This is a genomic window from Pantoea sp. EEL5 (genome assembly GCF_049892805.1).
Taxonomy (GTDB): Bacteria; Pseudomonadota; Gammaproteobacteria; order Enterobacterales; family Enterobacteriaceae; genus Pantoea; species Pantoea ananatis.
Window position 1 is genome coordinate 706,370 of record NZ_JBNDNJ010000001.1, and the last position, 25,172, is coordinate 731,541.

General features: G+C 53.1%; 26 protein-coding genes. 15 read left to right on the forward strand and 11 right to left on the reverse strand.

Translation table 11 applies throughout. The features are described 5' to 3' along the window. Window positions 1-39: 39 nt before the first annotated feature. Window positions 40-846: a DUF3037 domain-containing protein gene (locus tag ACPXSQ_RS03415; RefSeq protein WP_426142799.1), complete on the reverse strand. Its 807-nt coding sequence runs from the start codon at window positions 844-846 to the stop codon at window positions 40-42. Further along, window positions 843-1,928, reverse strand: coding sequence for a hypothetical protein (locus tag ACPXSQ_RS03420; protein ID WP_426142801.1), 1,086 nt, complete (start codon window positions 1,926-1,928; stop codon window positions 843-845). The genes ACPXSQ_RS03415 and ACPXSQ_RS03420 overlap by 4 nt, the downstream gene beginning before the upstream one ends. 488 nt (window positions 1,929-2,416) lie before the next feature. Between ACPXSQ_RS03420 and ACPXSQ_RS03425 the strand changes: the two genes are divergently transcribed. The 4 genes from ACPXSQ_RS03425 (at window position 2,417) to ACPXSQ_RS03440 (ending at window position 4,361) form a co-directional block, all read left to right on the forward strand. Continuing rightward, the gene (locus ACPXSQ_RS03425; protein WP_104933297.1) at window positions 2,417-2,623 is read left to right on the forward strand and encodes a hypothetical protein; all 207 of its coding nucleotides are present in this window, start codon (window positions 2,417-2,419) and stop codon (window positions 2,621-2,623) included. Between the two features lie 739 nt (window positions 2,624-3,362). After that, window positions 3,363-3,632: a YrhK family protein gene (locus tag ACPXSQ_RS03430; protein ID WP_013025306.1), complete on the forward strand. Its 270-nt coding sequence runs from the start codon at window positions 3,363-3,365 to the stop codon at window positions 3,630-3,632. Between the two features lie 109 nt (window positions 3,633-3,741). Beyond that, a complete protein-coding gene (locus ACPXSQ_RS03435; RefSeq protein ID WP_019105724.1) occupies window positions 3,742-3,921 on the forward strand; it encodes a hypothetical protein in 180 nt (59 codons plus the stop codon). A 242-nt stretch (window positions 3,922-4,163) separates the two neighbouring features. Then, complete coding sequence (locus ACPXSQ_RS03440) at window positions 4,164-4,361, forward strand: DUF6404 family protein (protein ID WP_013025308.1); 198 nt, start codon at window positions 4,164-4,166, stop codon at window positions 4,359-4,361. A 36-nt stretch (window positions 4,362-4,397) separates the two neighbouring features. On the opposite strand, the gene ACPXSQ_RS03445 is transcribed toward ACPXSQ_RS03440, so the two are convergent. The 4 genes from ACPXSQ_RS03445 to ACPXSQ_RS03460 all read right to left on the reverse strand — a co-directional run bounded on the left by ACPXSQ_RS03445 (window position 4,398) and on the right by ACPXSQ_RS03460 (window position 7,964). Next, window positions 4,398-5,903 carry a SulP family inorganic anion transporter gene (locus tag ACPXSQ_RS03445; protein WP_064373499.1) on the reverse strand — a complete coding sequence of 502 codons (1,506 nt, stop codon included), beginning with the start codon at window positions 5,901-5,903 and terminating at the stop codon, window positions 4,398-4,400. 134 nt (window positions 5,904-6,037) lie between these two features. Further along, a complete protein-coding gene (locus ACPXSQ_RS03450; RefSeq protein ID WP_426142805.1) occupies window positions 6,038-6,298 on the reverse strand; it encodes a biofilm/acid-resistance regulator YmgB/AriR in 261 nt (86 codons plus the stop codon). Window positions 6,299-6,668: 370 nt separating this feature from the next. After that, window positions 6,669-7,076 carry a DUF2000 domain-containing protein gene (locus ACPXSQ_RS03455; protein ID WP_026020997.1) on the reverse strand — a complete coding sequence of 136 codons (408 nt, stop codon included), beginning with the start codon at window positions 7,074-7,076 and terminating at the stop codon, window positions 6,669-6,671. 42 nt (window positions 7,077-7,118) lie between these two features. Beyond that, complete coding sequence (locus ACPXSQ_RS03460; RefSeq protein WP_013025312.1) at window positions 7,119-7,964, reverse strand: AraC family transcriptional regulator; 846 nt, start codon at window positions 7,962-7,964, stop codon at window positions 7,119-7,121. A 154-nt stretch (window positions 7,965-8,118) separates the two neighbouring features. Between ACPXSQ_RS03460 and ACPXSQ_RS03465 the strand changes: the two genes are divergently transcribed. From ACPXSQ_RS03465 to ACPXSQ_RS03490, 6 genes are all read left to right on the forward strand, one after another. Continuing rightward, a complete protein-coding gene (locus tag ACPXSQ_RS03465; RefSeq protein WP_014593399.1) occupies window positions 8,119-8,547 on the forward strand; it encodes a MarR family winged helix-turn-helix transcriptional regulator in 429 nt (142 codons plus the stop codon). A 2-nt stretch (window positions 8,548-8,549) separates the two neighbouring features. Continuing rightward, complete coding sequence (locus ACPXSQ_RS03470; protein WP_014606155.1) at window positions 8,550-10,235, forward strand: MFS transporter; 1,686 nt, start codon at window positions 8,550-8,552, stop codon at window positions 10,233-10,235. After that, complete coding sequence (locus ACPXSQ_RS03475) at window positions 10,232-11,332, forward strand: HlyD family secretion protein (RefSeq protein ID WP_013025315.1); 1,101 nt, start codon at window positions 10,232-10,234, stop codon at window positions 11,330-11,332. Before ACPXSQ_RS03470 ends, ACPXSQ_RS03475 begins: the two co-directional genes overlap by 4 nt. Further along, complete coding sequence (locus ACPXSQ_RS03480) at window positions 11,329-12,708, forward strand: efflux transporter outer membrane subunit (protein ID WP_013025316.1); 1,380 nt, start codon at window positions 11,329-11,331, stop codon at window positions 12,706-12,708. Before ACPXSQ_RS03475 ends, ACPXSQ_RS03480 begins: the two co-directional genes overlap by 4 nt. 157 nt (window positions 12,709-12,865) lie before the next feature. Then, complete coding sequence (locus tag ACPXSQ_RS03485; RefSeq protein ID WP_014606152.1) at window positions 12,866-13,009, forward strand: hypothetical protein; 144 nt, start codon at window positions 12,866-12,868, stop codon at window positions 13,007-13,009. A 32-nt stretch (window positions 13,010-13,041) separates the two neighbouring features. Then, window positions 13,042-13,215, forward strand: a complete 174-nt coding sequence (locus ACPXSQ_RS03490; RefSeq protein WP_014606151.1) for a hypothetical protein — start codon at window positions 13,042-13,044, stop codon at window positions 13,213-13,215. On the opposite strand, the gene ACPXSQ_RS03495 is transcribed toward ACPXSQ_RS03490, so the two are convergent. Then, on the reverse strand, window positions 13,206-14,366 hold the full coding sequence (locus ACPXSQ_RS03495) for a beta-glucosidase (protein WP_014593402.1): 1,161 nt from the start codon (window positions 14,364-14,366) through the stop codon (window positions 13,206-13,208). The two genes, ACPXSQ_RS03490 and ACPXSQ_RS03495, sit on opposite strands and share 10 nt — an antisense overlap. A 156-nt stretch (window positions 14,367-14,522) precedes the next feature. Here ACPXSQ_RS03495 and ACPXSQ_RS03500 point away from each other — a divergent pair, with 156 nt between their 5' ends. Further along, window positions 14,523-15,983 (forward strand): phospholipase D family protein, encoded by a 1,461-nt coding sequence (locus ACPXSQ_RS03500; RefSeq protein WP_019105718.1) that lies wholly within the window; start codon window positions 14,523-14,525, stop codon window positions 15,981-15,983. Window positions 15,984-16,014: 31 nt separating this feature from the next. Here the strand turns inward: ACPXSQ_RS03500 and mdoC are convergent, their stop codons facing one another. After that, on the reverse strand, window positions 16,015-17,139 hold the full coding sequence (gene mdoC, locus ACPXSQ_RS03505) for a glucans biosynthesis protein MdoC (RefSeq protein ID WP_014593404.1): 1,125 nt from the start codon (window positions 17,137-17,139) through the stop codon (window positions 16,015-16,017). Between the two features lie 281 nt (window positions 17,140-17,420). Between mdoC and ACPXSQ_RS03510 the strand changes: the two genes are divergently transcribed. The 3 genes from ACPXSQ_RS03510 (at window position 17,421) to ACPXSQ_RS03520 (ending at window position 21,891) form a co-directional block, all read left to right on the forward strand. Further along, window positions 17,421-18,959 carry a glucan biosynthesis protein G gene (locus ACPXSQ_RS03510; RefSeq protein ID WP_041457564.1) on the forward strand — a complete coding sequence of 513 codons (1,539 nt, stop codon included), beginning with the start codon at window positions 17,421-17,423 and terminating at the stop codon, window positions 18,957-18,959. Continuing rightward, window positions 18,952-21,504, forward strand: a complete 2,553-nt coding sequence (mdoH, locus tag ACPXSQ_RS03515; protein ID WP_013025323.1) for a glucans biosynthesis glucosyltransferase MdoH — start codon at window positions 18,952-18,954, stop codon at window positions 21,502-21,504. Before ACPXSQ_RS03510 ends, mdoH begins: the two co-directional genes overlap by 8 nt. Before the next feature lie 147 nt (window positions 21,505-21,651). After that, entirely contained in the window at window positions 21,652-21,891 is a 240-nt protein-coding gene (locus tag ACPXSQ_RS03520; RefSeq protein WP_013025324.1) for a YceK/YidQ family lipoprotein, read from the forward strand. Here the strand turns inward: ACPXSQ_RS03520 and ACPXSQ_RS03525 are convergent. The 3 genes from ACPXSQ_RS03525 to ACPXSQ_RS03535 all read right to left on the reverse strand — a co-directional run bounded on the left by ACPXSQ_RS03525 (window position 21,882) and on the right by ACPXSQ_RS03535 (window position 24,430). Then, entirely contained in the window at window positions 21,882-22,283 is a 402-nt protein-coding gene (locus ACPXSQ_RS03525; RefSeq protein ID WP_013025325.1) for a MysB family protein, read from the reverse strand. The genes ACPXSQ_RS03520 and ACPXSQ_RS03525 overlap by 10 nt on opposite strands. Before the next feature lie 164 nt (window positions 22,284-22,447). After that, on the reverse strand, window positions 22,448-22,798 hold the full coding sequence (locus ACPXSQ_RS03530) for a DUF3147 family protein (RefSeq protein WP_013025326.1): 351 nt from the start codon (window positions 22,796-22,798) through the stop codon (window positions 22,448-22,450). Between the two features lie 144 nt (window positions 22,799-22,942). Next, window positions 22,943-24,430 (reverse strand): MFS transporter, encoded by a 1,488-nt coding sequence (locus ACPXSQ_RS03535; RefSeq protein WP_014593405.1) that lies wholly within the window; start codon window positions 24,428-24,430, stop codon window positions 22,943-22,945. Between the two features lie 114 nt (window positions 24,431-24,544). Between ACPXSQ_RS03535 and ACPXSQ_RS03540 the strand changes: the two genes are divergently transcribed. Further along, window positions 24,545-25,153: a TetR family transcriptional regulator gene (locus tag ACPXSQ_RS03540; RefSeq protein ID WP_014593406.1), complete on the forward strand. Its 609-nt coding sequence runs from the start codon at window positions 24,545-24,547 to the stop codon at window positions 25,151-25,153. Window positions 25,154-25,172: the final 19 nt, after the last annotated feature.

Consider the following 25,172-nt stretch of genomic DNA (forward strand, 5'->3'; position numbering starts at 1 on the left):
AATGAAATAAAGCCTCGGCAATTTGCTGAGGCTATTATTTTATTGAAGTGTAGAGGCTGCATTCATAATGTGTTCATAATATTGACTCATATCTTCTTTGCTAAACGCATTAATTAAGTTGTCTGAATGTTTCTCTAACAAAGTCAATTGTTGTTTTGCGCTCATTTCTTGAGTTATGGTTTCAGCCGCATATATTACAAAAGATTTTATGTTTCCACAAAAAATCTCTTGTGCCTTACTAATTGTTAATGCGCTTAAAGCCGCTTCACCCATTTGTTTTTTCATGTTTTCTGATCTGAAATCAATAGCTTCAGTCAGATGGTAAGCTCCATTTTTTAACAAGAAATCAGCACGAAGTCCTTCTTCGTCGCTAATAGGATAATTAGCTACGACTTTATGATTAAATAAATCTTCATCATACTTACTGAAAATACCATGTTGAATAAAAGTCTCTTTAATATCAAAAAATACTTTCCGGTGAGCTCTCTTATATGGTTTTTTATGAGGGTTTACTAACCGATTCATCAACTCATTTATTTTTTTATCATAATTTGAGTTATTATCGATAGTGAATATGCCAAAATCAGAAAGAGACAATGAACCTTTGAAAAGCTTAGGTAAAAGGTATACATCGTCAAGAGCGTTGGCAAGTTCATTCAGGGAATTAGTAAGGTCATCTAAGTAGTTAATGTCTAAGCACTTATCAATAGCTTTTAGCTTAGAAACTGAGCTGATCATTCTTACATCAATTTCGTTTCCATCATATACAATCATGCCAACATTAATAGTCTCACCTTTCTCAAGATTTGGAGTGACTCTGATCAAGCTATACTTGAATGTTTTCATGTTGTTATCTCAACCCTTATGGCCTCAAGCCTTTGCTTTCTATCTTCACTTGTCCACCAATTTACAAAATAATCATTATGGTGTGGTGGTAGCCATTCTTCCGGCATAGATGAAAGTATATCAGAAATCGTCTCTACACCAATTCTTTCTATCCTGTCAAGCACGTTCAGAGCAACCTGCCTTAACTCGGGCGTATCTCCGATATAAAGTTTTGCAACAGTCCAATTGGTGACTGTAGTCGAGTCCGTAGGTAAAGTGTTCGACGTAGTTCTCGGCCAGCCTATGACAAACGAACTTAGGCTAAAATCAAAGGTTTTGACGATTACGTGGTTTTGAGAATTAACCATGTAAAGATAATTGTTAAGGTGTCTGTCGATATTATGTACAAACTGATCGAAAGCATAAATTGCCCATAATTGCCTTTTCAATGATTCAGTTGCTGTTGCGAGCAGCTGAAGCCATTGAGCGCTGTTTAGGCCGTTTTTCCAGGCAGCATGTTCAATTCTAGAGCCAAATACATATTCACCATCAGATATGCATTTTAGAACTTTACACACTGGTGTGGCTATGCCGCAAAGTTCTGCCAGCTTTGTGCAAAACCATTCAGCTGCAGGGATTTGAAGAGGGTTTTGTACCTGAAATGGGATACTGCTTTTCGTTCCTTTTACAGCATATTCCATCTCATCAGAAGCTACAGCGAAGCCTGACAAGTGTGCGGTGGAGAGGTTTGAAGGGGTGTAATTATTAAACTCTAATTCAAAAAGATAACCTTGTTCAGGTCTTTTACTTTCTTGAGGTAAATTTTCATTATCCAATGCTTTGCCCCTCAAATTGATTGCCATTGTAGCCTCAACGTTTATTAAAATGACGTGTTCAGGGGCGATGAATACTACCCTTTGATTAAGATTTATCTTATCCGGTAGAGATTGATTAAGAAATCCTGATAGATGATCAGTGCTTATGTTTTTAGTGTATTTATTCATAATACGGAGATGTTTTTTTTCATAACCTATTGATAAGATAGTAATTATTATTGCAGTGATATTATGAAAAATAAGATTAACTTGTTGATTTTGTGGCAACTTATCACTGATTTAAAATCCCTCGATCGCAAGGTCGTGCGGGTTCAAGTCCCGCCCCGGGCACCATATTGAAACACCAATAAAATCAATCAGTAGCAATGTCGTTTAAGCCGCCTCTTTGGGCGGTTTTTTTGTATCTGACATTCGGCAGTGGCGATGAAATGGCGATGAATTGGCGATGACATTTTTTGCTGCCATCTTTCATCACGGACCGTCAGCCCATCCTTATCCTCGTACTCTCCTGACTTGCATAAACCTGCATTTTGGCATCCCTCAGCTTCAGGCCCGCGTCGAAAACTCAAGGCCAGGTCGTTCACGAACTGAAAAGGAAAACAGATGCGTGCAGGCTGTAGTCAGCGGCATCAGCGCTAGCGTTTGAGCTTAATGGGCAACAGCCAAAAGAGCAGGGAAGCCTTCAACCGCAGGAATAAAATTAATTGCTCATTTTATGTGCTATGCTGAATTTCCGTTTCACAACTTAGGCTCACATGGACGACGATGATGAACGGCCCTATATTATCTTTACCGCAATCGGTAAAGCCGTGCTGGAACTGCTTGATGTAAAAGAAGGTTTTTCTGATTTAGAGCTTGCTGAAATACTTGAAGACTGGATGAAAGAGGAGACGAATCCACTTCAGGCGGAGGTTTACAAAATGGCGGCGGAGTTTGTCAGGGCAGGGAAGGCAGTAAATTAAAAAGGCCTGCGTTACACAGGCAGAAACTGTTACAAGGGAAAATCCAGCAGTCAATTTTGACTGACTGTGGAAGCATACAGTGATCGTGCTTTTTAGATACAACTGAATGAGATTTGATCGATAAAAGGCACGATATGCCTGTGTCAGAGAGAAAAAAGCCCACTCGGATGTGGGCATAGCGAACAGGGCTATAAAGATAAGGTACTATCGATTACATTTTGATTATCGGCCGGGAAGCAGAAACCTTCAGACATGAGTAAGAATAAAACCAGGTCGACGAGATTATTTTATAAAATATTTATATTTCAACCATTTGCTCTCTAAGTTGCGCGCTTTGCAGAGCCTGTTTCTGATAGTGATTTCGCCCGTCCTCTTCATCCATCGGTGTGCCCAAAATCTCTCTTCCGAATGCGTATCCCTGCCATGCCTTCACGGCCTCTTGCGCCGTGAAATACAAAAGTGTTTCGACAGATGCCGTTAAAGCGCAAGCATGAATTTTCGCGCTTCGCTAAAACAACGAGCTAAGCTTCGAATCTTGTTTTTAACATTAAACCAGAGTGTTGCCAGCGATCCGTTAAGTGGCGTTGGCGCGCGTCTTTCGAAATGAAAACAGCCGACTGTTCGCTCTGGCACAGAATGCTTTCCTGTCATCGCGATCTTAAATCAACAAAGGCGTACTTACCCCTTTCAGTGCACTAACCTTGTCAATACATACCGACCAAACTGACAAGGACAAGCCGTGCCCGGACATCAAGCAGAAATCGATTTCGGTTCAGACCACATCATCATAGCGCGCCGCTACCGGGCCCTTGGGGCACTGAACGATCTCTTTATCGCGATATGGTTTTTGACAGGAAGCGTTCTTTTTTTCTTTGATTCGCTAATGACTGGCGGTACCTGGTTATTTGTGGTCGGCAGCCTTCAACTTCTGTTACGCCCGGCGATAACCCTGGCAGAGCTTATTCATGTCAAACGTGTTTATCGCTCTCGCCCTGCCACTTCGCGGTGACAGCCTGAGATAGGTGGTTCAGATGAGTCAGCCCGGCCGCTATTCTGCGGCCCGGCTGTAAGGCGGTCAGACTTAACATCGCTGCTAAAACGTTACCAGGTGCGAGCCGGTGGCGGAGGCGGTTGTTCGCCGGTTGCGGGTGGAGGGGGCGGAGGAGGGGCGTCAGCCCGAGGAGGTGGTGGCGCTAAAGCCTGTCCTGGCGGTGGAGGCGGTGGTGGTGGACGACGATCGTGCGGCGGCGGTGGCGCGCCGCAACCCGGACCTGGCGGCGGCGGTGCGCAGGCGCTGAGCGTGGAAACGACAAAAGCAGCGGCTAAAAAGGTCAGACGACGATTCATGCTATTTCCCTTATGAAATTAACAGTAAGCTAATTGTAGACACCCGTAACTAAAAATAGGGTGGCGAAGGGGAAAAGCGAAGCGAGGAAGGCCATTTGTTTGTTTTTTGAGATACTTCTCATCTCACGATGATGATTCGGCTTTTTGTCTTCACTCCGGTTAAGGTAGCGCATCAATGTAGAGGAGTAATGTTATGAATGGCATTTTGAAATTCGTCCGCGGCTGGCTGATTTTTTCGGTTCTGTGGGGCGTCTTCATGTGGTTTATGTCATGGCAGGCGCAGGGCAAAGAGATTGGACTGGCCATTTTAATGAGCCTGTATGCCGGGTTGCTATACCAGGCACTCATCACCATGGTGGCCCGCTACAAAGCCCGCCGCCAGCAAGCCTGACTTCTGCCTGCTGCGCTCAGGCAGCAGGCCAGTGACTCAGCTCAGATTACCGGTCAAGCGGCGATGGAAATCACTGCTGCGCAGATCCAGTCCTTCTATGGTCACGTGCGTACCATAGCGCTGGTAGCGATATTCGATTCCATCCAGCGCGGCGACGCTGGAGGCATCCCAGATTTGCGCGTGGGTGAGGTCGATAATGACGGATTTCGGATCCTGCGCGTAATCAAAGTGCTCAAACAAATCGTTGCTGCTGGCAAAAAACAGCGGCCCGCGCACGGTGTAACGCACCGACTGCCCGTCTTCGCTTAGCTGCCTTTCGGCATGAATGACATGCGCAACGCGGCGTGCAAATAACATCATCGCAACGATAACCCCGGCCAGTACCCCAAGCGCGAGATTACCGGTGAGTACCGTAATGCCTACCGTCAGCACCATCACCAGCGTTTCTGACCAGGGCATACGTTTCAGGGTTGCCGGTTGCAGGCTGTGCCAGTTTACCGTCTTGACGGCGACCACCATCATGATTCCGGCCAGAACAACCATAGGGATCTTCGCCATAATGTGGCTCAGGCCGGTGACGAGAAGCAGCAGGACCAGGCCCGCCGCAATCGTTGATACCCGACTGCGCGCTTTGCCGAGTTCTACGTTGACAATGGTCTGGCCAATCATGGCGCAGCCGGCGATGCCGCCGTAAAAGCCAGCAAAAATATTGCCTATGCCCAGCCCCCAGGATTCGCGCCGTTTGCTGGAAGGCGTGTCCGTAAGATCATCAACTAATTTGGCGGTCAGCAGCGATTCCATCAGCCCGACAAACGCAATGCTGAGCGCCGTGGGCCAGACGATTTGCAGCGTGTGGCGATCGAGCGGTACGGCTAAGGTCGTAAAGTCAGGTAAGCCGGCACTCATCGGACCTTCATCCCCCACATCCGGTACCCGGTAACCCATCAGCAGCGCCACGCCGGTCACAACGATAATGGCGACCAGAGGGGAAGGAACACTTTTAAGCACTCGGGGCAACAGCAGCACAATCGCCAGAGTGAGTGCGAACAGAGCCCATACTACAGGCGACTGACCCCAGACATGGGGAACCTGAGCAAAGAAAATCAACACGCCAAGCGCATTCACAAAGCCGATCATCACCGAACGTGGGATATAGCGCATCGCCCGTGACATCCCGGTGACACCAAACAGAATCTGAATCAGTCCGGCCATCACGACCGCAGGCAGAATGTAGGCCACGCCATGGGCATGTACCATCGGGCCAATCACCAGCGCCACCGAACCCGCCGCCGCGGTCACCATGGCCGGCCGTCCGCCAAGAATGGACAGCGTCAGGCAAAGTACAACAGAGGCGACCAGGCTGACTTTGGGATCGACGCCCGCGATAACAGAGAAAGAGATCACTTCAGGAATCAGTGCCAGGGCCGTAATGACGCCAGCCAGACATTCTCGGGTAAGCAGTGCAGGCGAGCGCAGTACGCGCCCCACACTGATATCGTTTTCCACAACGGCGGTCGTGGCGACATCGTTTTGTTGAATCATAATGTTGTGCAGGCTCTTTTATTCATATCTTGCGCGAAAGGCAAGGAGGACTGGATATGGTGAGGGGCAGATGTTACCGATGGATAAAAGAAGAAGCCAGAGAAAGCGAAATGACTCCATCCATGGAGAAAGGACTATACCGTTAAGTCGTCAGGGGTTTTATACACCACCATCTCCAGCAGGTGACGATAAACATCCAGTGAAACTTCGTCACTTTCCAGTTCAAGACGATGAATCAGCTTAGAAATTATCGCTTTGTTATTCACAGCCATGCCTGACTGCAGAATTTCTGCAACCACCAGTCCAAGAATTTCCATATCACTTTCAGGCTTGTTACCAGCAACGGTAAAGTAGTCAGCAATCTCTTTATCAGTTTGGGGCAGTGTGTTTTGCATGTGTTAGCCTTTCAAATAGCCAGCTACCCGGGCGGACAGCAGGACAAACAGACCTAAAAGCCATCGCATAAAATACAATGGAACCCAACGCCGTAAACAGGTCGAGATAATCAAAAAAGAAACCTCTGAGGGTGGAAATCCATTACACCTTCAGAGGCGACGCAGATGCATCATTCGTTACAGAGTCGTGATCACAACTCGTTGGCTGTAAAGTTATACAATGTAACTTTGATTGTACAAGTAAATTATTAAGCAAAAAATGCTAATGATTAACAATCAGCATTTTAGGTAAATTATTTGCCGTTAATCTGTACAGGGAAATGTGTACAAGTTGAAAAATCGGCGCGTGAGCAGCACGATTCACAGCAGATTAAGCAAACAGGTGAAGTTTCGCGGTGAGTTTACGGACCTTCTTCTTGTCCCCGACGATAGCCACGCCCAGCAGACGCCATTCCGCTGCCGGTTGTGTCTTCATGGCGGCAGTAAAGGCGCCATAGTCTGTCGTCGACTGACCTTCTTCCGGAAACACCACAATATCGCATTCCGCCTGCTCAGCCTGCGGCCATAATGCGCTGAGCTGCTGTGCATCAGCGGCTAGCACGGGGATGCCTACCGGAATCAGGCCGGGAAAGCGCCGGGTGGCGGCATCCTCAAGGGCTTCGCCTGCAAGGGAAGGGTGCCGCTGACCCACGGTCAGGGCGATAACGGCTGCGGCATTGGTTGCTTTGCCAGCGGGTAACGCGCTGTTCAATATCATTACACATCGTGGTTCTGTCATTTTCATCTCCTGAGGCAAAAAGCCATTGTGGCAAGGCTCAGCTCAGGCGTCTGGAAGATTTGTGCACAGTTGCTGGTAACGCGCGGGCGTCAGTTGGCAGGCGCGTTTGAACCAGCGCCCCAGATGGCTCTGGTCGGCGAAACCCAGCTCGGCTGCAACCTGTGCGGGCGATTCACCGATGGCCAGCCGACGGCGCGCCTGGCTCAGGCGCCACTGCACTAACCAGGCGTGCGGCGGCAGGCCCCATTGTTTTTGAAACAGCCGGGAGAGGCGGAACCGATCGACGTTGAGCGCCTGCGCCAGCTCGGCAATGCCGGGATTTTCCGCATGATAAGCCATCAACCAGTCGCGCGCCTGATGCGCCAGCGACGGTGCTGTCTCTGCCCGGGCGCCGCGCAAGACGGGAGAATAACGGAGTTGCTGGAATAAGCGATCCAGCGCTGCATCTTTAATGAGCTGGGGATGATCGTGCCAGAAAGCGTCAAACGCGTGCCAGACCGCCCAGGAGAGTTGACCATCGTCTTTCAGCGTGCTGGCAAAGCGTAGCTCTCCGCAGGGGAGTCCATCAAGACAGGCTGGCGCAAGCTGCTGATGTAGCTGGTGAGGCGAAAGATACAGCATACGGTAGGTAAAACCCTGGGCATCAACGGCATCGCCGTCATGCAGTTCTTCAGGTTCTAACATAAAGACGGTGCCGGGGCGGCTGTGATGACGCTGACGTCGGGAATGGAACTGCTGTACGCCTTGCTCAGTCACGCCAATTAAATAGCTGTCATGCCAGTGAGGATCGTAGGCATGACCGGTAAAATGCGCCCGCAGAGATTCAATACCGCTGTTTGGGTCGCGACGCAAATCCACCCAGCTGTCTGTTGAGTCTTTCACACGCATTTTACTCCACGAAACTTTTACGACAGTATCAACCTGGACATTCTGCCGCGATTATCCAGTATTTAACAGAGCAGACACTTTTCATTCGCAATTTGCTTTGCGTATAATAACTTATTCAACTAATTAGAACTCTAATCATTAGGTTGCTATTTAAATGTCATCTACCCGTACCTTTACGCACTTGCTCCATCTTACTGCTCATGCCTGGCGTCTGGCCGTCGATCGTCATTTGAAAGACAGTGGCTTAAGTACCAGCAGTTGGATGGCGATTGGGCTTATTGCCAGCGAACCTCAGCGGCTTACGCAAACGGAGCTGGCGCAACGGATGGGGCTGGAGGATGCCAGTATGGTGCCGCTGGTGGATCGTCTGGTGAAGCAGGATTTACTGACGCGCGTGCAGCCAGCCGAAGATCGCCGCAAACGTCACCTGGTGCTGACCGAAAAAGGGAATGACGCGTTCGCCAACGTTAAAACCCACGCGGATGCCTTACGTGCTGAGCTGCTGGCTGATATCGATCCTCAGGAGCTCGCGGTGGTTGAGCGAATTTTAGAGACACTGCTGATCCGAATGGGAACGATGTAATTATGGCCCGGCGCAATCCCTACGCTGCGCGTGAATGGTTGCCACATGAAAAACCTATGCTGCCGGGGTCACCTTCGACGCCGCTGCACTCAACGCCTAAACGCATTGCGTTTGGGCTGATTGGCCTGCTGATCTCCCTGACCGGTGCACTGAGCAACGCGCTGGTCAGTGCGAACCTCACGAATCTGCAAGGAACCTTTGCCGCTTACTCCAATGAAATTGCCTGGCTACCGGCGGTATATGTGATGGGGAATATCTCCATCAACCTGCTGCTGGTGAAATTTCGTCAGCAGTTTGGACTGCGGGTTTTCACCGAAGCCTTTCTGGTGCTTTATGTCTTAGTCGCCTTTTTCCATCTCTTTGCCAACGATCTCAGTTCGGCGATTATCGTCCGCACCGCCCATGGCATGGTGGGCGCTGCCCTGAGCTCGCTGGGGATCTATTATCAGGTGCAGGCGTGGCCGGCGAAACATCGGCTGAAGGCCCTGGTTATTGGCCTGACCGTTTCGCAGTTGGCGATTCCGCTGGCCCGACTCTTTTCCAGCGAGTTGCTCCAGCTTGAGGAGTGGCGCGGGCTTTATCTGTTTGAGCTGGGGTTAGCGCTGATTGCGTTGGGCGCGGTGTTAGTGGTTAAGCTGCCGCCGGGCGATCGTATTAAGGCGTTTGAGAAGATGGATTTCGTCACCTTTATGCTGCTGGCACCGGGCATGGCACTGCTGTGCGGCGTACTGTCACTCGGCCGAATTGAATGGTGGTTTAGCACGCCCTGGCTCGGCGTTTGTGCTGCGCTGGCGTTGGTGCTCATCGTCACGGCTTTCGTGATCGAGCATAACCGCCGCAATCCGCTGATCAATACGCGCTGGCTCAGCAACGGGATGATCGTGCGTCTGGGCATCGTGATGATCATGATTCGTATCGTGCTGGCGGAGCAGAATACCGGTGCGATAGGTTTTTTGCAGCAGATTGGCCTACAAAACGATCAGCTGCACGGCTTAGCCTGGGCGATCATCGCCGGAGTGATTGCCGGCATTGCAGCCAGTGCGCTAACTATTAAGCCAACGCATCTCAACTGGCCGATTGTGGTGTCACTCATCGTGATGATCATCGCCTCACTGATGGACGCGCAATCCAGCCCGGTTACTCGTGCGAACAACATGTACTTAAGCCAGTTTTTACTGGGATTCGGCAGCGCCTTTTTTATGGCGCCCGCCATGCTGATGGGCATTGGTAGCGTGGTGACCCAGCCGAAAAATCTGGTCAGTTTTGTGGTGTTGTTTGGCATGAGCCAAAATCTGGGCGGCTTAATCGGCTCGGCGATTCTGGGCACCTTTCAAACCTGGCGTGAAAAATATCACTCCAGTCTTCTTGGCGATCAATTATCGTTACTGGATCCCAACGTCAGTGAACGGCTTAGCCAATATGGCGCCCTGTTTACCAGTCAGATCAGCGACAGCGCCCTGCTTAGTGCACAAAGCACCAGCCAGCTTCAGTCAGTCGCAACCTTGCAGGCCAACGTACTGGCCTATAACGATACCTATCTGCTGACGGCGGCTCTGGCGCTGATTACCCTGATGTGGGTGCTGTGGCGCTTAACGCGTCGGCGCTATCTCGACTGGCGACAGGCCACCTTCAATCTGGCAGAGCAGCGTCAGCTTGCCGCCGCACAAGAACGAACGGAGCAACAATGAGTCAACAGGATGAACTTCAGGCAGCAGAACGCGATCGGGCCAACCGCCGTCGTATTCTCTCGATTGCTTTAGGCAGCGGTATTGTGGTGACAGGCGTGCTGGTTATTCTGTATGCCTGGCAGCTTTGGCCTTTCACCAGTTCCGTTCAGAGCACGGAAAATGCCTATGTCCGCGGGCAGGTCACGTTTATCAGTCCGCAGGTAAATGGTTATCTGACCCAGGTGGATGTGGTTGACCTACAGCCGGTTAAAAAAGGTCAGTTACTGATGACCATTGACGATCGTATCTATCGTCAGCGCGTGCACCAGGCGCAGGCGCAGCTGGCCATGAAGCAGGCTGCACTCAATAATAATCAGCAGCAGCGCCTCAGCGCGCAGGCCACGATTCAGAGTAATAAAGCGGCGCTGGAAAACGCCAAAGCCCAGGCGGTGAAAAGCGGTCTGGATCTAAAACGTGTTGAAAATCTGGCCGCAGACGGTTCGCTCTCGGTGCGCGAACGCGATGCGGCGCGCGCGGCGAATGCGCAGGGGCTGGCTCAGCTGCATCAGGCGGAAGCGCAGGTTGCGGTGGCCCAGCAAAACTTGCAAACGGTCATTGTTAACCGTGCCTCGCTTGAAGGGGACGTGGCCAGTGCGAAGGCCGCTCTGGAGCTGGCGGAAATCGATCTGGCCAACACGCGCATTACCTCACCTGACGAAGGGCAACTCGGACAGCTATCCGTGCGTAAAGGCGCCTACGTGACGGCCGGTACGCGCCTGACGTCGGTGGTGCCCAACCATAAGTGGATTATCGCGAACTACAAAGAAACGCAGCTGGCGCATATTCGTCCGGGGCTGCCGGTAACGATTCGTGTGGATGCACTGGACGGTAAAACCTTCCAGGGTCGCGTTGAATATCTTTCACCTGCTGCAGGTTCAGAATTCAGTGCCATATCGCCGGACAATGCGACCGGCAACTTCGTTAAAATCGCTCAGCGTATTCCGGTACGTATTGATGTGGCGCCAGAGGTCCAGCAACAGCTGCGTCCCGGGATGTCGGTTGAGGTCAGCATTGACACGGCCGCACACGTGGACGGAGAGGGAGAGAAAACGCCATGAAGGGCTTGCGTATAGCCGCTGCCCTGCTGGCGGTCGTGCTGGCAGGGTGCAGCACCCAGGTCGACAAAGCCCCGTCCGCCTTGCCCATTCCCCCACAGTGGCGCGATCGGGTTGGGCCTTCTGCGCCACCGGAAGCCGCATGGTGGCAGGCCTTTGGCGACGCCGATCTTAATCGCCTGGTGGATCAGGCATTGCGTAATAATCCGGATATCCTGATCGCCCGTTCACGGGTTGATCAGTATCGGGCCCAGCTACGAGCAACGGAAGGGGACAATTTTCCGACGCTCAGCGGCGGCGTCGCGGCGACGCGTCAGCGCGCATTATCCGCGGCGACGGGACAGCCTAATGACACCTCGGTTTTTCAGGGGCAGCTACAGGCCAGCTACAATGTGGATTTGTGGGGCGCGCGCAGCCGTTCGATCGATGCGGCGCAGGCGACGCTGGAGGCACAGCAGGCCGCCGCCTCGGCAGCCGAGCTGACCATCGCCAGTTCGGTGGCATCCGGTTATATGACGCTGTGCGCGCTGGATGAGCAACTGCGCGTTACCGAGGCTACGCTGGCAACGCGGCACAACTCGCTCAAACTGGCGCAGCGCCAGTTCGAAACGGGATATACCTCCCGGCTGGAGTGGATGCAGGCTTCATCTGAGTATCAGTCCGCTAAAGCTCAGGTTCCGCAACTCCAGCATCAAATTGCGCAACAGGAAAATGCGCTCAGCATCCTGGTAGGGATGAATCCACGTGAAATCGCACGCCATCGGGCGTTCACGGCTATCATGCCGCAGGTTATGCCGGGCGTACTGCCGTCTGCACTGCTGAATCGTCGTCCTGATATCGTGCAGGCACAGCGTCAACTGCTGGCCGCCGATGCCACGCTGGCGTCATCCAAAGCGAAGCTGCTGCCGGGAATTAACCTCACTGCCTCAGGCACGCTTCAGAGTTCCGTGTTGCATCAGCTGGTGGACGATCCTTTCCGCCTGTGGAGCGTCGGCGGCAGTATTCTGGCCCCCTTACTCAATCGTGAAGCGTTAACCGCGCAGGTGGATGTCTCCATGGCTTCGCGTAATCAGGCTTTGTACAGCTATGAGAAAGTGGTGCGAAACGCCTTTTCAGAGGTGAATAATGCACTGGATGCGATTCGCCAGGGCGAGGCGCAACAGGAAGCGCTTCGTCAACAGGAACAGTTTGTCGCCGACGCGTTGCGCATCGCGACCGAACGCTACCAAAACGGTTATGCCTCTTATCTGGACGAGCTGGATGCACAGCGCACCCTGTTTGCGACTCAACTGAACCTGGTGACGGTCAAAAATAATCTACTGCAGGCGCAAATTGAGCTGTATCGCGCGCTGGGCGGCGGCTGGTCTGCCGGGAAATAGCGCCGCACTAGCCGGTATGGCAGGGGCTGAAGGGCGGCACATTCCGGTCGTGCCGCTCCATCAGGGCGGGTTTGTAAAATAACGGATTCCTGAATAAGATTGCTCTACACTGTAGCCCGCAAATGCACCTTTGAGCCACGCGTTAACCAGGAAGAGCATGCTTTTACCCAGCCCACCAGAAGAGCACGATGAACCTGTGGTTCAGCCCCTTGCCGATGCTCACTTTGCGATTGTGGTGCTGGCAGTAACCTCGGTCACGCTGATTATTTTCGTTTTGATCGTCACGCTTTGGATGAGTTAGTGTTTATCAACCGGACCTGAAAGGAGTGAGGGATGGAATCGAGAGATGATAAACTGATTGCGATTATTGGCCTGCTGACCGCTTGCCTGATCGGTGTCACTTTCTTGTTTGTGGTGACGTGGCTAAACGACAGCCGCCTTGCCTCGCCGCCGGAGCGCCTTGATACGCAAACCTGTTATCCCAAACCGCCCTCGCGTCAGCTCTGATCGCGCTTAGTGAACTTTATCTGCTGACTGCGCAGCACCAGTGCCAGGTCCTCATGCACGGTGCGGTTGCCATTGGGATCGGCGAGGCCCAGCAGTGACCCTGGAGAACGCCTGTCGTCTGCCCATGCCGGGTACTCCACCACGGGATAGAGCGAAATGCCCTCCATCGCAATGCCCTGATCCAGGGCAACGGCAACGTTTTCACTGACCTCCTGTAGCCAGGGCGCGCGAGCTTCGCCTTCGGCACCGGTTTCGGCTATCAGCATGGGACGTTGGTAACGCTGCCAGTATTGCGCCAGCAAAATATGGAGCGGGGCGCGTACCGGGTCGTCTCTGTCCATTGGCCGATCGGGGAAGAACCAGTGGTTATCCGGATAGTAGTTCAGGCCCAGAATATCCAGAAAATCTTCGTGCCCGCCCAGTTCTTTATCGACACGTCCGGCTAACATATCCCAGGCTTCAAACTGCGCCTGATGCTGTGCATCAGCCCCGGGTTTACTGTCGGGGTTATCGGGATGATGGGCAATCTGCACCAAAGGATCGGTCAGCACAAAACGGGCGTCGGGTATCACCTCACGAATTGCCTTCATGGCAGCCAGAGAAGCACGAACCAGTTGCCGCTTAAGCTCTTTACCACGCTGACTGGCATGGGGATTAAACCAGGCCACGTCGGCACCTGCCCAGGACCAGAATGAGATCTGGTTTACGGGCGTGAAAAAAGCCTGCTGAATGCCCTGATCGCGGATAATGCGCGCCATTTCCCGGGCATAACGTTCGAAGTGGTCGACGAACCCGGCTTTCCAGACAGAAATATGATCGGGATAGCCAAAGTGGGCCAGTTCCCAGATGATCTGCAACTGGTTATCCCGTGCCGCTTCGACCATTGGCAGGAAACTGCTCCAGTCGTACTGGTTAGGCGTTTTTTCAATCAGGTGCCAGCGTGCACCATCCCGCGCGGTCAACAGATGCAGATCGACCAGTGCCGCATAGTCTTTTTTAAGCAGCATATCGTGCCCGCTGCTGATCACCATATCCAGCCGTTTGCCCGGCGTGCGGCAGGCGGTGGAACAGGGGAAGCTGCCCTGAAAAAAGCTCTGAAACAGGCGGGGATGATGGCGTAAACGGTCGTCAGTTAAGGGCGATTGACTCATATTCCTCTCCTGCCGGGCAAATGACAGTCACAGATCGTTCGACTAAGTCTAGACTAAAAAACGGTGCCATCAGCATGGCTGATGTGCAACCGGCGCTGGCATACTCTGGCGCCCGGAGGAATAATAATAAATGACAGTATGATTCAGGGAATATCCATGACCGAAGCGTTTGATTTGCCCCAGAGCCCATCACGGCAGAGCTGGCTTGAAGAGCGGCTGGTTCCGCTTTGTTTGCACCATCCGGGGTTGAGCGGCATTCATCCACTCAGTGACGGGCTGGATGCTTTTGCCGCACGTTACCTGCTGATGGAGAAAGCCGCGAAGACGCTGGATATACAATACTATATCTGGCAAAACGATATGTCGGGCAGGTTGCTGTTCAGTGCCATGTTGGAGGCCGCCAATCGCGGGGTGATCGTACGGCTGCTGCTGGACGATAACAATACGCCAGGGCTGGATGATACGCTGGCGCAGCTGAATCACCATCCCAACATTACCGTCAGGCTGTTCAATCCGTTCTCCTTTCGTACCCTGCGCGCGCTGGGCTATCTCACCGACTTCGCCCGCCTCAACCGGCGGATGCATAATAAGAGCTTCACGGCGGATGGCGTCACGACGGTAGTCGGTGGACGTAACATTGGCGACGAATATTTTGGTACGGGCAACGAACCCCTGTTTGCCGATCTCGACGTGCTGGCTATCGGCTCGGTGGTTAACGAAGTGGCCGAAGATTTTGAACGCTACTGGAACAGTAAACCCGTTTCGCCGCTAAGCGAGGTGCTGGATCAGCCGATGTCGGCGCATCCGGATGTGGTGTTACCGCCGGAGTGGCGTGAAAGCGAGACCGTACAGCATTATCTTCAGCGCCTGAATAAGTCCTCGCTGATCGATCAACTGACTCAGGACGATCTGCCTTTTGTCTGGGCCAAAACGCGCCTGTTGAGTGACGATCCGCGCAAGGGCCTGGGAAAAGCCCGACGCAAGTCACTTCTGCCTCAGCGTATGATGGAAGTGATCGGTGCGCCTCAGCATCAGTTCGACATCATTTCCGCTTACTTTGTGCCGACCCGCGCGGGCGTTGCCCAACTGCTGGCGATGAAGCGCAAAGGGGTGAAGATCGCGGTGTTAACGAACTCGCTGGCGGCAAACGATGTGTCCATTGTGCATGCGGGCTATGCAAAATGGCGGAAAAAACTGTTGCGGCACGGCATTTCGCTTTTCGAATTAAAACCCCAGGCCGGCCTGAATGATACGCCGCACGATCGCGGCTTGACCGGTAATTCAGGCTCAAGTTTGCACGCGAAAACCTTTTCAGTGGATGAAAAAATCCTGTTTATCGGCTCATTTAACTTCGATCCACGCTCGGCGGTGCTCAACACCGAAATGGGGCTGGTCATTGAAAGTGAAAAACTGGCCGCCGAAACCCATCAGCGTTTTAGCGACTCGATGCGCGATCGGGCCTGGACGTTGCGGCTGGACAAGTGGGGAAGAGTAAACTGGCTGGAGTATCCCGGCGAGGCGCAGCAAGTTGTTCACAAGCATGAACCCGGCTGTAGCTGGTGGCAGCGTCTGCAGGTTCGACTGGTGTGGCGATTACCTATTGAGTGGCTGCTTTGAAGCAAGGCGATCGGCAGCGATCGCCTTATCATTAGCGCTTCTGCGGCTTACCGGAAAACAGAAAACGCAGAAGAGGAATACGCAGGTGCAACTCATACAACGTGAATGACACGCCAAATACCATGACCAGACCCAGCAGGAAGCCCAGCGTATTGTTATGCAGTACAGGCGTCACATAAATGCCGTACAGCAGCGTCAGGGGATGGTGCACCAGATAAATAAACAGCGAGGCGTTAACCAGATACATAATGCCTGGCGAATGTGAGTTAAGCAGTTTATGTCCCAGACTGTAACAGACGTTCAGCATGCAAAGTCCCATCATGCTGCTGATTAACGCGTCCAGCTCATACAACCAGCCTTCACCACTGCTTGTGCGTTGATTGACAATATATGCCACCAGCAGCAGCACTGCGCCAATGAACAGCACGGGATTCACTCGCACGAACAGCTGTTTCAGCGCCTGATGTTTCCAACTGAGTGCGCCCAGCATAAAAAAGGGCAGGTAGAACAGGGACTGCATCACCACGAAATTAAACAGCGCATCGCTTAAAAGGGTTGGATTCGTGTAAAAGACAACACGTCGAAAAGCGCCCCACATCAGGCCCCAGATCAACAGGCCAAGCGCCAGTTTCCCCCAGCCCACGCGTTGATAATCAATGTTACGCTTTTGATCCCGCAACCAGCGGAACGTGATCATGCCGAGTGTGGTAAGAATTAACAGCACCAGTAAAAACCACAGGTGGGAGATCAGCTCCCACATCAGGTTGTTGAATTTGGCGTAGGGCGGCAGGGCGCTCCAGTCCGCGTATTTGCTTGTCCATGCCTTCAGCATAAAGAACTGTGGCAGCGTAATTAAGGGCACCGCCGTCAGCATCGGAATGCCGACCCGCTCCAGACGAACTTTCAGAAAGCGTCGGGGCTGATAGCGCAGATAGAGCATGTAAGAGAAGTAGCCGGAGATGACAAAAAACACCTGCATGCGGAACGCATGAATAAAATCATTCAGGGTCGTAAGCCATAACGAAGCGTCGCTGCTGTTGACGGCCCATTTCTGCGACGAATAGATCAGGGAAACGTGAAACGGCACGCCCAATAACATCAAACAGGCCCGGATCGAGTCGAGAAAATACTCACGCTCAGTTTTTGTTGTACTCATAAAGTTCCAGTTCGTTAGTACGTTTTTAGCCGGTTTCGCCCTGAAACCGTATTATGTCGGAAGGAAATTCTAGCTGCAGATAACAGAGTATACTATCAGTTGAATCTCAGTTGAGCCCGTAACGTTTAATTGTCCTAAAATCACCCCTCGAGCAGAGGATTATCGGGAACATTGTTGTGCATGTGCTGTCGGAAAGCCGAATTATCCATTAAGATAAGCGGGTTTGTATTAAGCACACGAAAGGGGGGGATGTGCTGACTAAAGAAAAAAATAATGTTGGGCTGACGAAAATGCGCTGGATTGGCGCGGCAGTCCTGCTGGCTTTGTATGCCAACAACAGTTGGGCGTTTAATTTTGATGATGTGGCAAAACAAGCCAAAGATCTGTCCGGAAAAAGCTTCGAAGCGCCAAAAAGCAATTTACCCTCTCAATTTCGTGATATGAAATTTGCTGACTACCAGCAGATTCAGTTCAACCACGATAAAGCGTATTGGGGCAAACTGCGTACGCCGTTCAAACTCGAATTCTACCATCAGGGGATGTACTTTGATCTGCCGGTGAAAATTAACGAGATCACCGCCAATACCGTTCGCGAAATCAAATACAGTCCTGATTATTTCAACTTCGGCAATGTGAAACACGATGCCGATGCGGTGAAAAACCTCGGCTTTGCGGGTTTTAAAGTGCTGTATCCGTTGAACAGCAAGAACAAGAAAGATGACGAAATCGCCAGCTTCCTCGGTGCCAGCTATTTCCGCGTGATCGGTGCCGGTCAGGTTTATGGCCTGTCTGCCCGTGGTCTGGCTATCGACACCGCGCTGCCATCAGGCGAAGAGTTCCCGCGTTTTAAAGAGTTCTGGATTGAACGACCCAAACCGCAGGACAAACAGCTGGTGATCTACGCACTGCTGGATTCTCCACGCGCGACCGGTGCTTATCGCTTTACCATCCATCCAGGCCAGGAATCCACGGTTGATGTGCAGACCAAAGTCTATTTACGCGACAACGTAGGTAAACTGGGTATTGCACCGTTAACCAGCATGTTCCTGTTTGGTCGCAATCAGCCGTCGCCAGTGTCTAATTTCCGTCCTGAACTGCATGATTCAGACGGTCTGTCGATTCACAGCGGCAACGGTGAGTGGATTTGGCGTCCGCTGAATAACCCGCGTCACCTGGCCGTCAGCACCTATACCATTGAAAATCCAAAAGGCTTCGGGCTGTTACAGCGCGGACGTGATTTCAATAACTATCAGGACCTGGATGACCGTTACGACCTGCGTCCAAGCGGCTGGGTTGAGCCAATCGGCGACTGGGGTAAAGGACGCGTTGAGCTGGTTGAGATTCCTACCGCAGATGAGACGAACGATAACATCGTGACGTTCTGGACACCGGAAAACCTGCCGGAACCGGGTAAAGCGATGGATTTCAAATACCGTCTGCACTTTGGCCGTAATGAAAACAAACTGCATTCTGACGATGTTGCCTGGGTGAAAGATACGCTGCGTTCAGCGGGCGATGTGAAGCAGTCGAATTTAGTCCGTCAACCGGATGGCACTGTTGCCTTCACCATCGATTTCGTCGGCAAAGACATGAGTGAAATGCCTGCCGACAGTCAGGTTGCGCCGCAGGTCAGCGTAGGCAAGAACGCCGAAGTGGTCGAACAAAGCGTTCGCTACAATCCGGTCACCAAAGGCTGGCGTCTGGTATTGCGTCTGCGCGTGAAAGATAACAAGCAGGCGACAGAGATGCGTGCAGCGCTGGTCAGCGGTGACAAGACATTGACGGAAACCTGGAGCTATCAGTTACCTGCCAATGAATAATTTGACTTTTACACCTCAACGCTATGTAGAAGCCCTGCCGCTGGATGCGGCAGGAAAAACGCGTCTGGCCGCTTCGTTGCAAAATGCGCAGACGTTTCACCAGTTACACGAATCGCTGGGCCAGGATGTGGCTGCCAGCGATCGCCCTGAGGATGCACCTTTAAAATCGGTGTCGTCGCGAGTGGAAATGGCCTGGCCCGATTCACTTGCCGGGGGACAGCAGCTAGGCAAGGACTATCTTGATCGCACCACGTTAAAGGCGATGCCAAAAGTGAAGCGTTCATTGATGTTCCCGGAAGCCTGGCGCACTAACCCGCTGGCTCGCGCCTGGGACTCGCTACGGGGACACAAGTCTGTTCCCCGTTATGCTTCGGCCGAAGAGCAGCGCGCGGAAGAGAAGTGGCGCCACGTGGGGTCCATTCGTCGTTATATTCTGTTGATCCTCACGATTATGCAGACCGTGGTGGCGACGTGGTACATGAAAACCATTTTGCCTTACCAGGGCTGGACGCTGCTGGATCCCATGGACATGATCAACCAGAACTGGCAGCAGTCTGTTATGCAGATTCTGCCTTATGTGTTGCAGACCGGGATTCTGTTCCTGTTTGCGATCCTGTTCTGCTGGGTGTCGGCGGGTTTCTGGACGGCGTTGATGGGCTTCCTGCAACTGCTGATTGGTCGGGATAAATACAGCATTTCCTATTCTACCGTCGGCGATGAACCCCTTAATCCTGCGCACCGTACCGCGCTGATCATGCCGATCTGTAATGAAGATGTAGGACGCGTTTTTGCTGGTTTACGGGCGACCTGGGAATCAGTGGTGCGTACCGGAAATGCTGAGCACTTTGATGTTTACATCCTGAGTGACAGTTACGATGCCGATATCGCTATCGCTGAGCAGAAAGCCTGGATGGAGCTGGTACGTGACGTCGGTGGCGCGGGCAAGATATTCTATCGCCGTCGTCGTCGCCGTGTGAAGCGTAAAAGCGGCAACATCGATGACTTTTGCCGTCGCTGGGGCAGCAACTATAGCTACATGGTGGTGCTGGACGCCGACAGCGTCATGAGCGGTGAATGTCTGACGGGCCTGGTGCGCATGATGGATGCTAACCCTAATGCCGGTATCATCCAGTCTTCGCCAAAAGCCTCGGGCATGGACACGCTTTATGCGCGTTGTCAGCAGTTTGCGACCCGCGTTTACGGCCCGTTGTTTACCGCCGGTCTGCACTTCTGGCAGTTGGGTGAGTCGCACTACTGGGGCCATAACGCCATCATTCGTGTGAAGCCGTTTATCGAGCACTGCGCACTGGCACCGCTGCCGGGTGAAGGCTCGTTTGCCGGTTCCATCCTGTCGCATGACTTCGTGGAAGCGGCACTGATGCGCCGTGCTGGCTGGGGCGTATGGATCGCCTATGATTTGCCGGGTTCCTATGAGGAGCTCCCGCCAAACCTGCTGGACGAACTTAAGCGCGATCGCCGCTGGTGTCACGGTAACCTGATGAACTTTCGCCTGTTTCTGGTGAAAGGGATGCACCCGGTGCACCGTGCCGTCTTCCTGACGGGCGTGATGTCTTATCTGTCGGCACCGCTGTGGTTCCTGTTCCTGGCACTGTCCACCGCGTTACAGGTGGTGCATACGCTCATGGAGCCCACTTACTTCCTGCAGCCAAGGCAGCTGTTCCCGGTCTGGCCCCAGTGGCGTCCTGAACTGGCGATTGCGCTGTTCTCGACCACGCTGGTGCTGCTGTTCCTGCCGAAACTGCTCAGCGTCGTGCTGATCTGGTGTAAGGGGGCGAAACCCTACGGCGGTGCGCTACGTCTGTTCGTCTCGCTGCTGCTGGAGATGCTGTTCTCGGTGCTGCTGGCACCGGTGCGTATGCTGTTCCACACCGTATTTGTGGTAAGCGCGTTCCTGGGCTGGGAAGTGGTCTGGAACTCACCGCAGCGTGACGATGATGCCACACCCTGGAGCGAAGCCTTCAAGCGTCACGGTTCGCAGATGGCCCTGGGCATTGTCTGGGCTGCCGGGATGGGGTGGCTGGATCTCAACTTCCTGTGGTGGCTGGCGCCAATCGTGTTCTCGCTTATTCTGTCGCCGTTTGTATCGGTGATGTCGAGCCGCTCTGGCCTCGGCATCAAGAGTAAGAAAGCGAAGCTGTTCCTGATCCCGGAAGAGTACGATCCGCCGAAAGAGCTGGTGGATACCGATCGCTATGTGGAACTCAACCGTCAGCGCGTGCTGAAAAATGGCTTTATGCATGCGCTGTTCCATCCTGCGTTTAACGCCCTGGCGACCGCGCTTGCGACCTCACGCCACAAGCAGAGTCAGTTACTTGATCATGCGCGCGATCGCCGCGTCGATCAGGCACTGAGCGATGCGCCGGAAAAACTGAATCGAGAGCAGCGCTTGCAGCTGATCAGCGATCCGGTGGTGCTGGCGCGTGTACATACTCGCCTGTGGGAAAGTGGTGAAAAGTATCATCAGTGGGTAGAGAGCTATCAAAAAATGCCTCTCAACCCCGATGCCTTACCGCATCAGGCGTAGCAACGAAGAAAGCGGCAGAAATGCCGCTTTTTTTACGCCCGTCGCCGGTTACAGACGGCAACATTATTTTGCACTTTGCACGAATGGGGATGGCAACCCGGCTCAACTCATGATTAAAATAGCGCCTGTTTAACCTGAGTCGCTATTGTGAATACATTCGCTAAAGTCATCCTGTTATCCCTCGCCGTCGTTACGCTGAGCGGCTGTGGCAGTATCATCAGCCGCACCGTGCCCGGGCAGGGACACGGTAATCAGTTTTACCCCGGCGTAAAGTGGGATATCCGTGATGGCGCATGGCGGGTTATCACCATTCTCGACCTGCCGCTGTCACTGGTGGTCGACACGCTGCTGATTCCGGTAGATGCCAGCCATGGACCTTATGAGTAACTGCGGTCAGAGTCGCTGTTATCGTCTTCCCATTCCTGCGCCGCGGCTTTACCTTCTTCGCTGTCCAGCGGAGGTTCAAGTTGAAACTCACCGTCATCCCACTCGTGCAGCGTATTTTCTGCTAACCACTCCTGACGCAGTTCAATCTCATCAAAATCGCCGTCAAAGATAGCCTGAGCGGCTTCATTGCTGCGCACAGGCAAACACTCGCCCGAATCCCCTTCGTCTTCGAAGAACTCTGCCTGCCACATGATGTCACCGTCCTGCATCACATATTTTTGCAGGCCAAACTGGTTGATGGCCGCATCGTCTTGCTCAATATCCGGATGGCTGGCGAGAAACTCTTCACGCGCAGCATCAATCGCTTCTTCCAGTGTAGTGAACATACTCATGCTTCTCTCCTTGCCTGATTAACGTGATTTCAGTGAAGAATAGACGAAAATCTCAGGAGGGAAAGTCGGGCCACTTTAGCGGACGAACGTTCTGCACATACAGCCAGTCCTGAATCGCATCCGTTAGCTGCTATAGCTGAACACCTGCTGGCCATATCGGCAGGCTACAACAGGTCAATACCAAACCTTTTCAGAAAACCTGCCCACAGCATGAACAGGACGATCGTGATCAGGCAACTCAGCCCCAGCGTGAGCCAGAAGCCGGTACGTTGGTACAAAAACGGGAAGAGGATAAACATTGGCAGGGTCGGTACCACATACCAGAATGTATACCAGGCATGAGCGGCGATCTTTGTCTGGCTCTGTCCTTCAAGTTTCATCCAGATCAACACCAGGATGGTGACAAGCGGCAGGGCGGCCAGGAGCCCACCCAGGCGATCGCTGCGTTTAGCCGCTTCAGAAATAATCACCACCATCAGGGCAGTTATCGCATATTTAGAGATAAGCCAGAGCATAGATTTTTCCGTTGTTGAGCCGCTCAGCGGCGCTATCGCCAGCCTGATCACAGGGCTTCAGGCAGTAACGATCGCGAATATTATCACGATCGTTACTGCGGGATCGTTCTCCCGTTGCAGCGCCGGTTCGCGGCAACGCATCGGTTACTTCTGCGCGCTCTTTGCCAGGCTAAATCCAATACCCGCAGCCAGCAGGAGTAACAGCACAGCCGCGCTGACCAGCGCCACGCTGTGAGAGGTGATAAAGGCCGCTTTTGCCGCCTGAATCGTTGCCCCGGCGAGTGCAGGCTCCAGCGTCTGTGCCACTTTAATGGCCTCACCGATGGAGGATGAGGCTTTTTCTGCAAGCCCAGGGTCCAGTGCCGACGGCAGCACAATCGAAGCGGTAAAGCTACGGGTCAGCAGCAGACCAAAGAGGGCAATGCCCAGTCCGGCACCCAGCTCATAGGACATGGTTTCAATGGCGCCGGCTGCGGCGGCTTTTTCTTTTGGCGCGGCCGCCATAATGGCAGAGGTCGACGCCAGCAGGGCACTGGATGCGCTAAAGCCCAGCAGCACCATCAGGCTCCAGGCCTGCCACTGCTGGGTACTGAAGTCCAGCATCGACAGCCCCAGAAAGCTGATACCGCTGAATCCCATGCCGCCAACTGCGACCGGCCTCAGACCCAGCTTGCCGACCAGTATCCCTGCGATGGGGCCGCTGAAACCGCTGGCAATCATGACCGGCAACATAAATTTTCCGGCTTCGAAGGGCGTGAAGCCATGGACAAACTGCAGCTCCTGCGCCATAAGTAGTTCAAACCCCACCAGCGCGATCATCGCGGTCAGGGCCATCACCACACCACTTAAAATTATGCGATGGCAAAACAGCTGCAAATCGATCATCGGCTGTTCCGCTCGCCGTTGAAGACGGATAAACAAGGCAAGCATCGCGGCGCCTGCGATCAGGGCTGCCGTGACCTGCGACGGCGATACATCACCCTTGAGCGCCGTTTTGGCGCTGTAGACCAACAGCAGTATGGCGACGATCAACAGCAGCGCATGGGGCAGATTCAGTTTTTGCTCCGGTCGCCCCGGCTGTCCCGGAATCAGCCAGACGGCGAGCGCAACTATCACCACGACAAGCGGGACGTTAATGAAAAAAATCGCCCCCCAGTCATAATGTTCCAGTACGGCACCGCCAATCAGCGGGCCAAACGCGGCGCCACCGGAACCGACGGCGGCCCAGACGCCCAGCGCAATATTGCGATCGCGCGCTTCAACAAACAGTGTCCGGATCCCGGCAAGCGTTGCCGGGATTATCATGGCTGCCCCGATGGCCAGTGACGCGCGGGTTGCTATCAGCCACGCAGCCGAAGGGGCCAGCGCCGCCGCCAGCGATGACAGGCCAAACAGCAGGCTACCCGTTATCAGCAGGCGTTTAAATCCGATACGATCGCCCAGTGCACCCATAGGTAACACCATACCGGCCATGACCAGTGAGTAGATATCAATGATCCACAGCAGCTGGTTGCCACTGGCGTTTAGCGTCATGCTCAGCGTCGGTACGGCAACATGCAGCACCGTGGCATCGATTGCGACCGGGATATACAGCATGACGATAATCACCAACGCGACCCACTGACGAAGCATTACGATCCCTTTGAAATAAAGTTGAACACATGTCCAAAACGGATCCTACTTAATGTTGAACGCTTGTCCAACTTTTTGTTAGACTCGTTGCTTTACCGTTTCAGGTAGGTTGAGATGAACTATTTAAGTCGCGATGAGCGCCGGGAAGGCATACTGCAGGCCGCAATGACCGTTGCCCTTCAGGAAGGCTATGCGGCCATGACGGTAAGACGTATCGCCGCAGAGGCGCAGGTTGCCGTTGGTCAGGTGCACCATCACTTCTCGGGTATTGGCGAGCTTAAGTCCCAGGCGTTTATTCGCCTGAGCCGAAGAATACTGGACACCGAAACCGTAACGAAAAACGCCAGCTGGCGTGAGCGACTCTTCTCCATGCTGGGTAGCGATGATGGCCGGTTTGAGCCCTACATTCGGTTGTGGCGCGAAGCCCAGATCCTGGCAGGACGCGATGCAGAAATGCGCGGCGCCTATATCGTTGCAATGGAGATGTGGCAGCAGGAAACCGTCGCCGTCATCAAGGCGGGGGAGGAAGCCGGTGAGTTCAGGCTACTTGATAAAGCGGACAATATTGCCTGGCGGCTAATTAGTCTGGTCTGTGGGCTCGACGGGCTTTGCATACTCAACATGCCAGGGCTGGACATCGCCGCCTCGGATAATCATATTCATCGCCTGATTACGTTGGAACTGTTCAGTCCGTTATCGCCCGGCAGCCGCTGCTCGCAGTAAACGCGAACAGCGGCTGAGC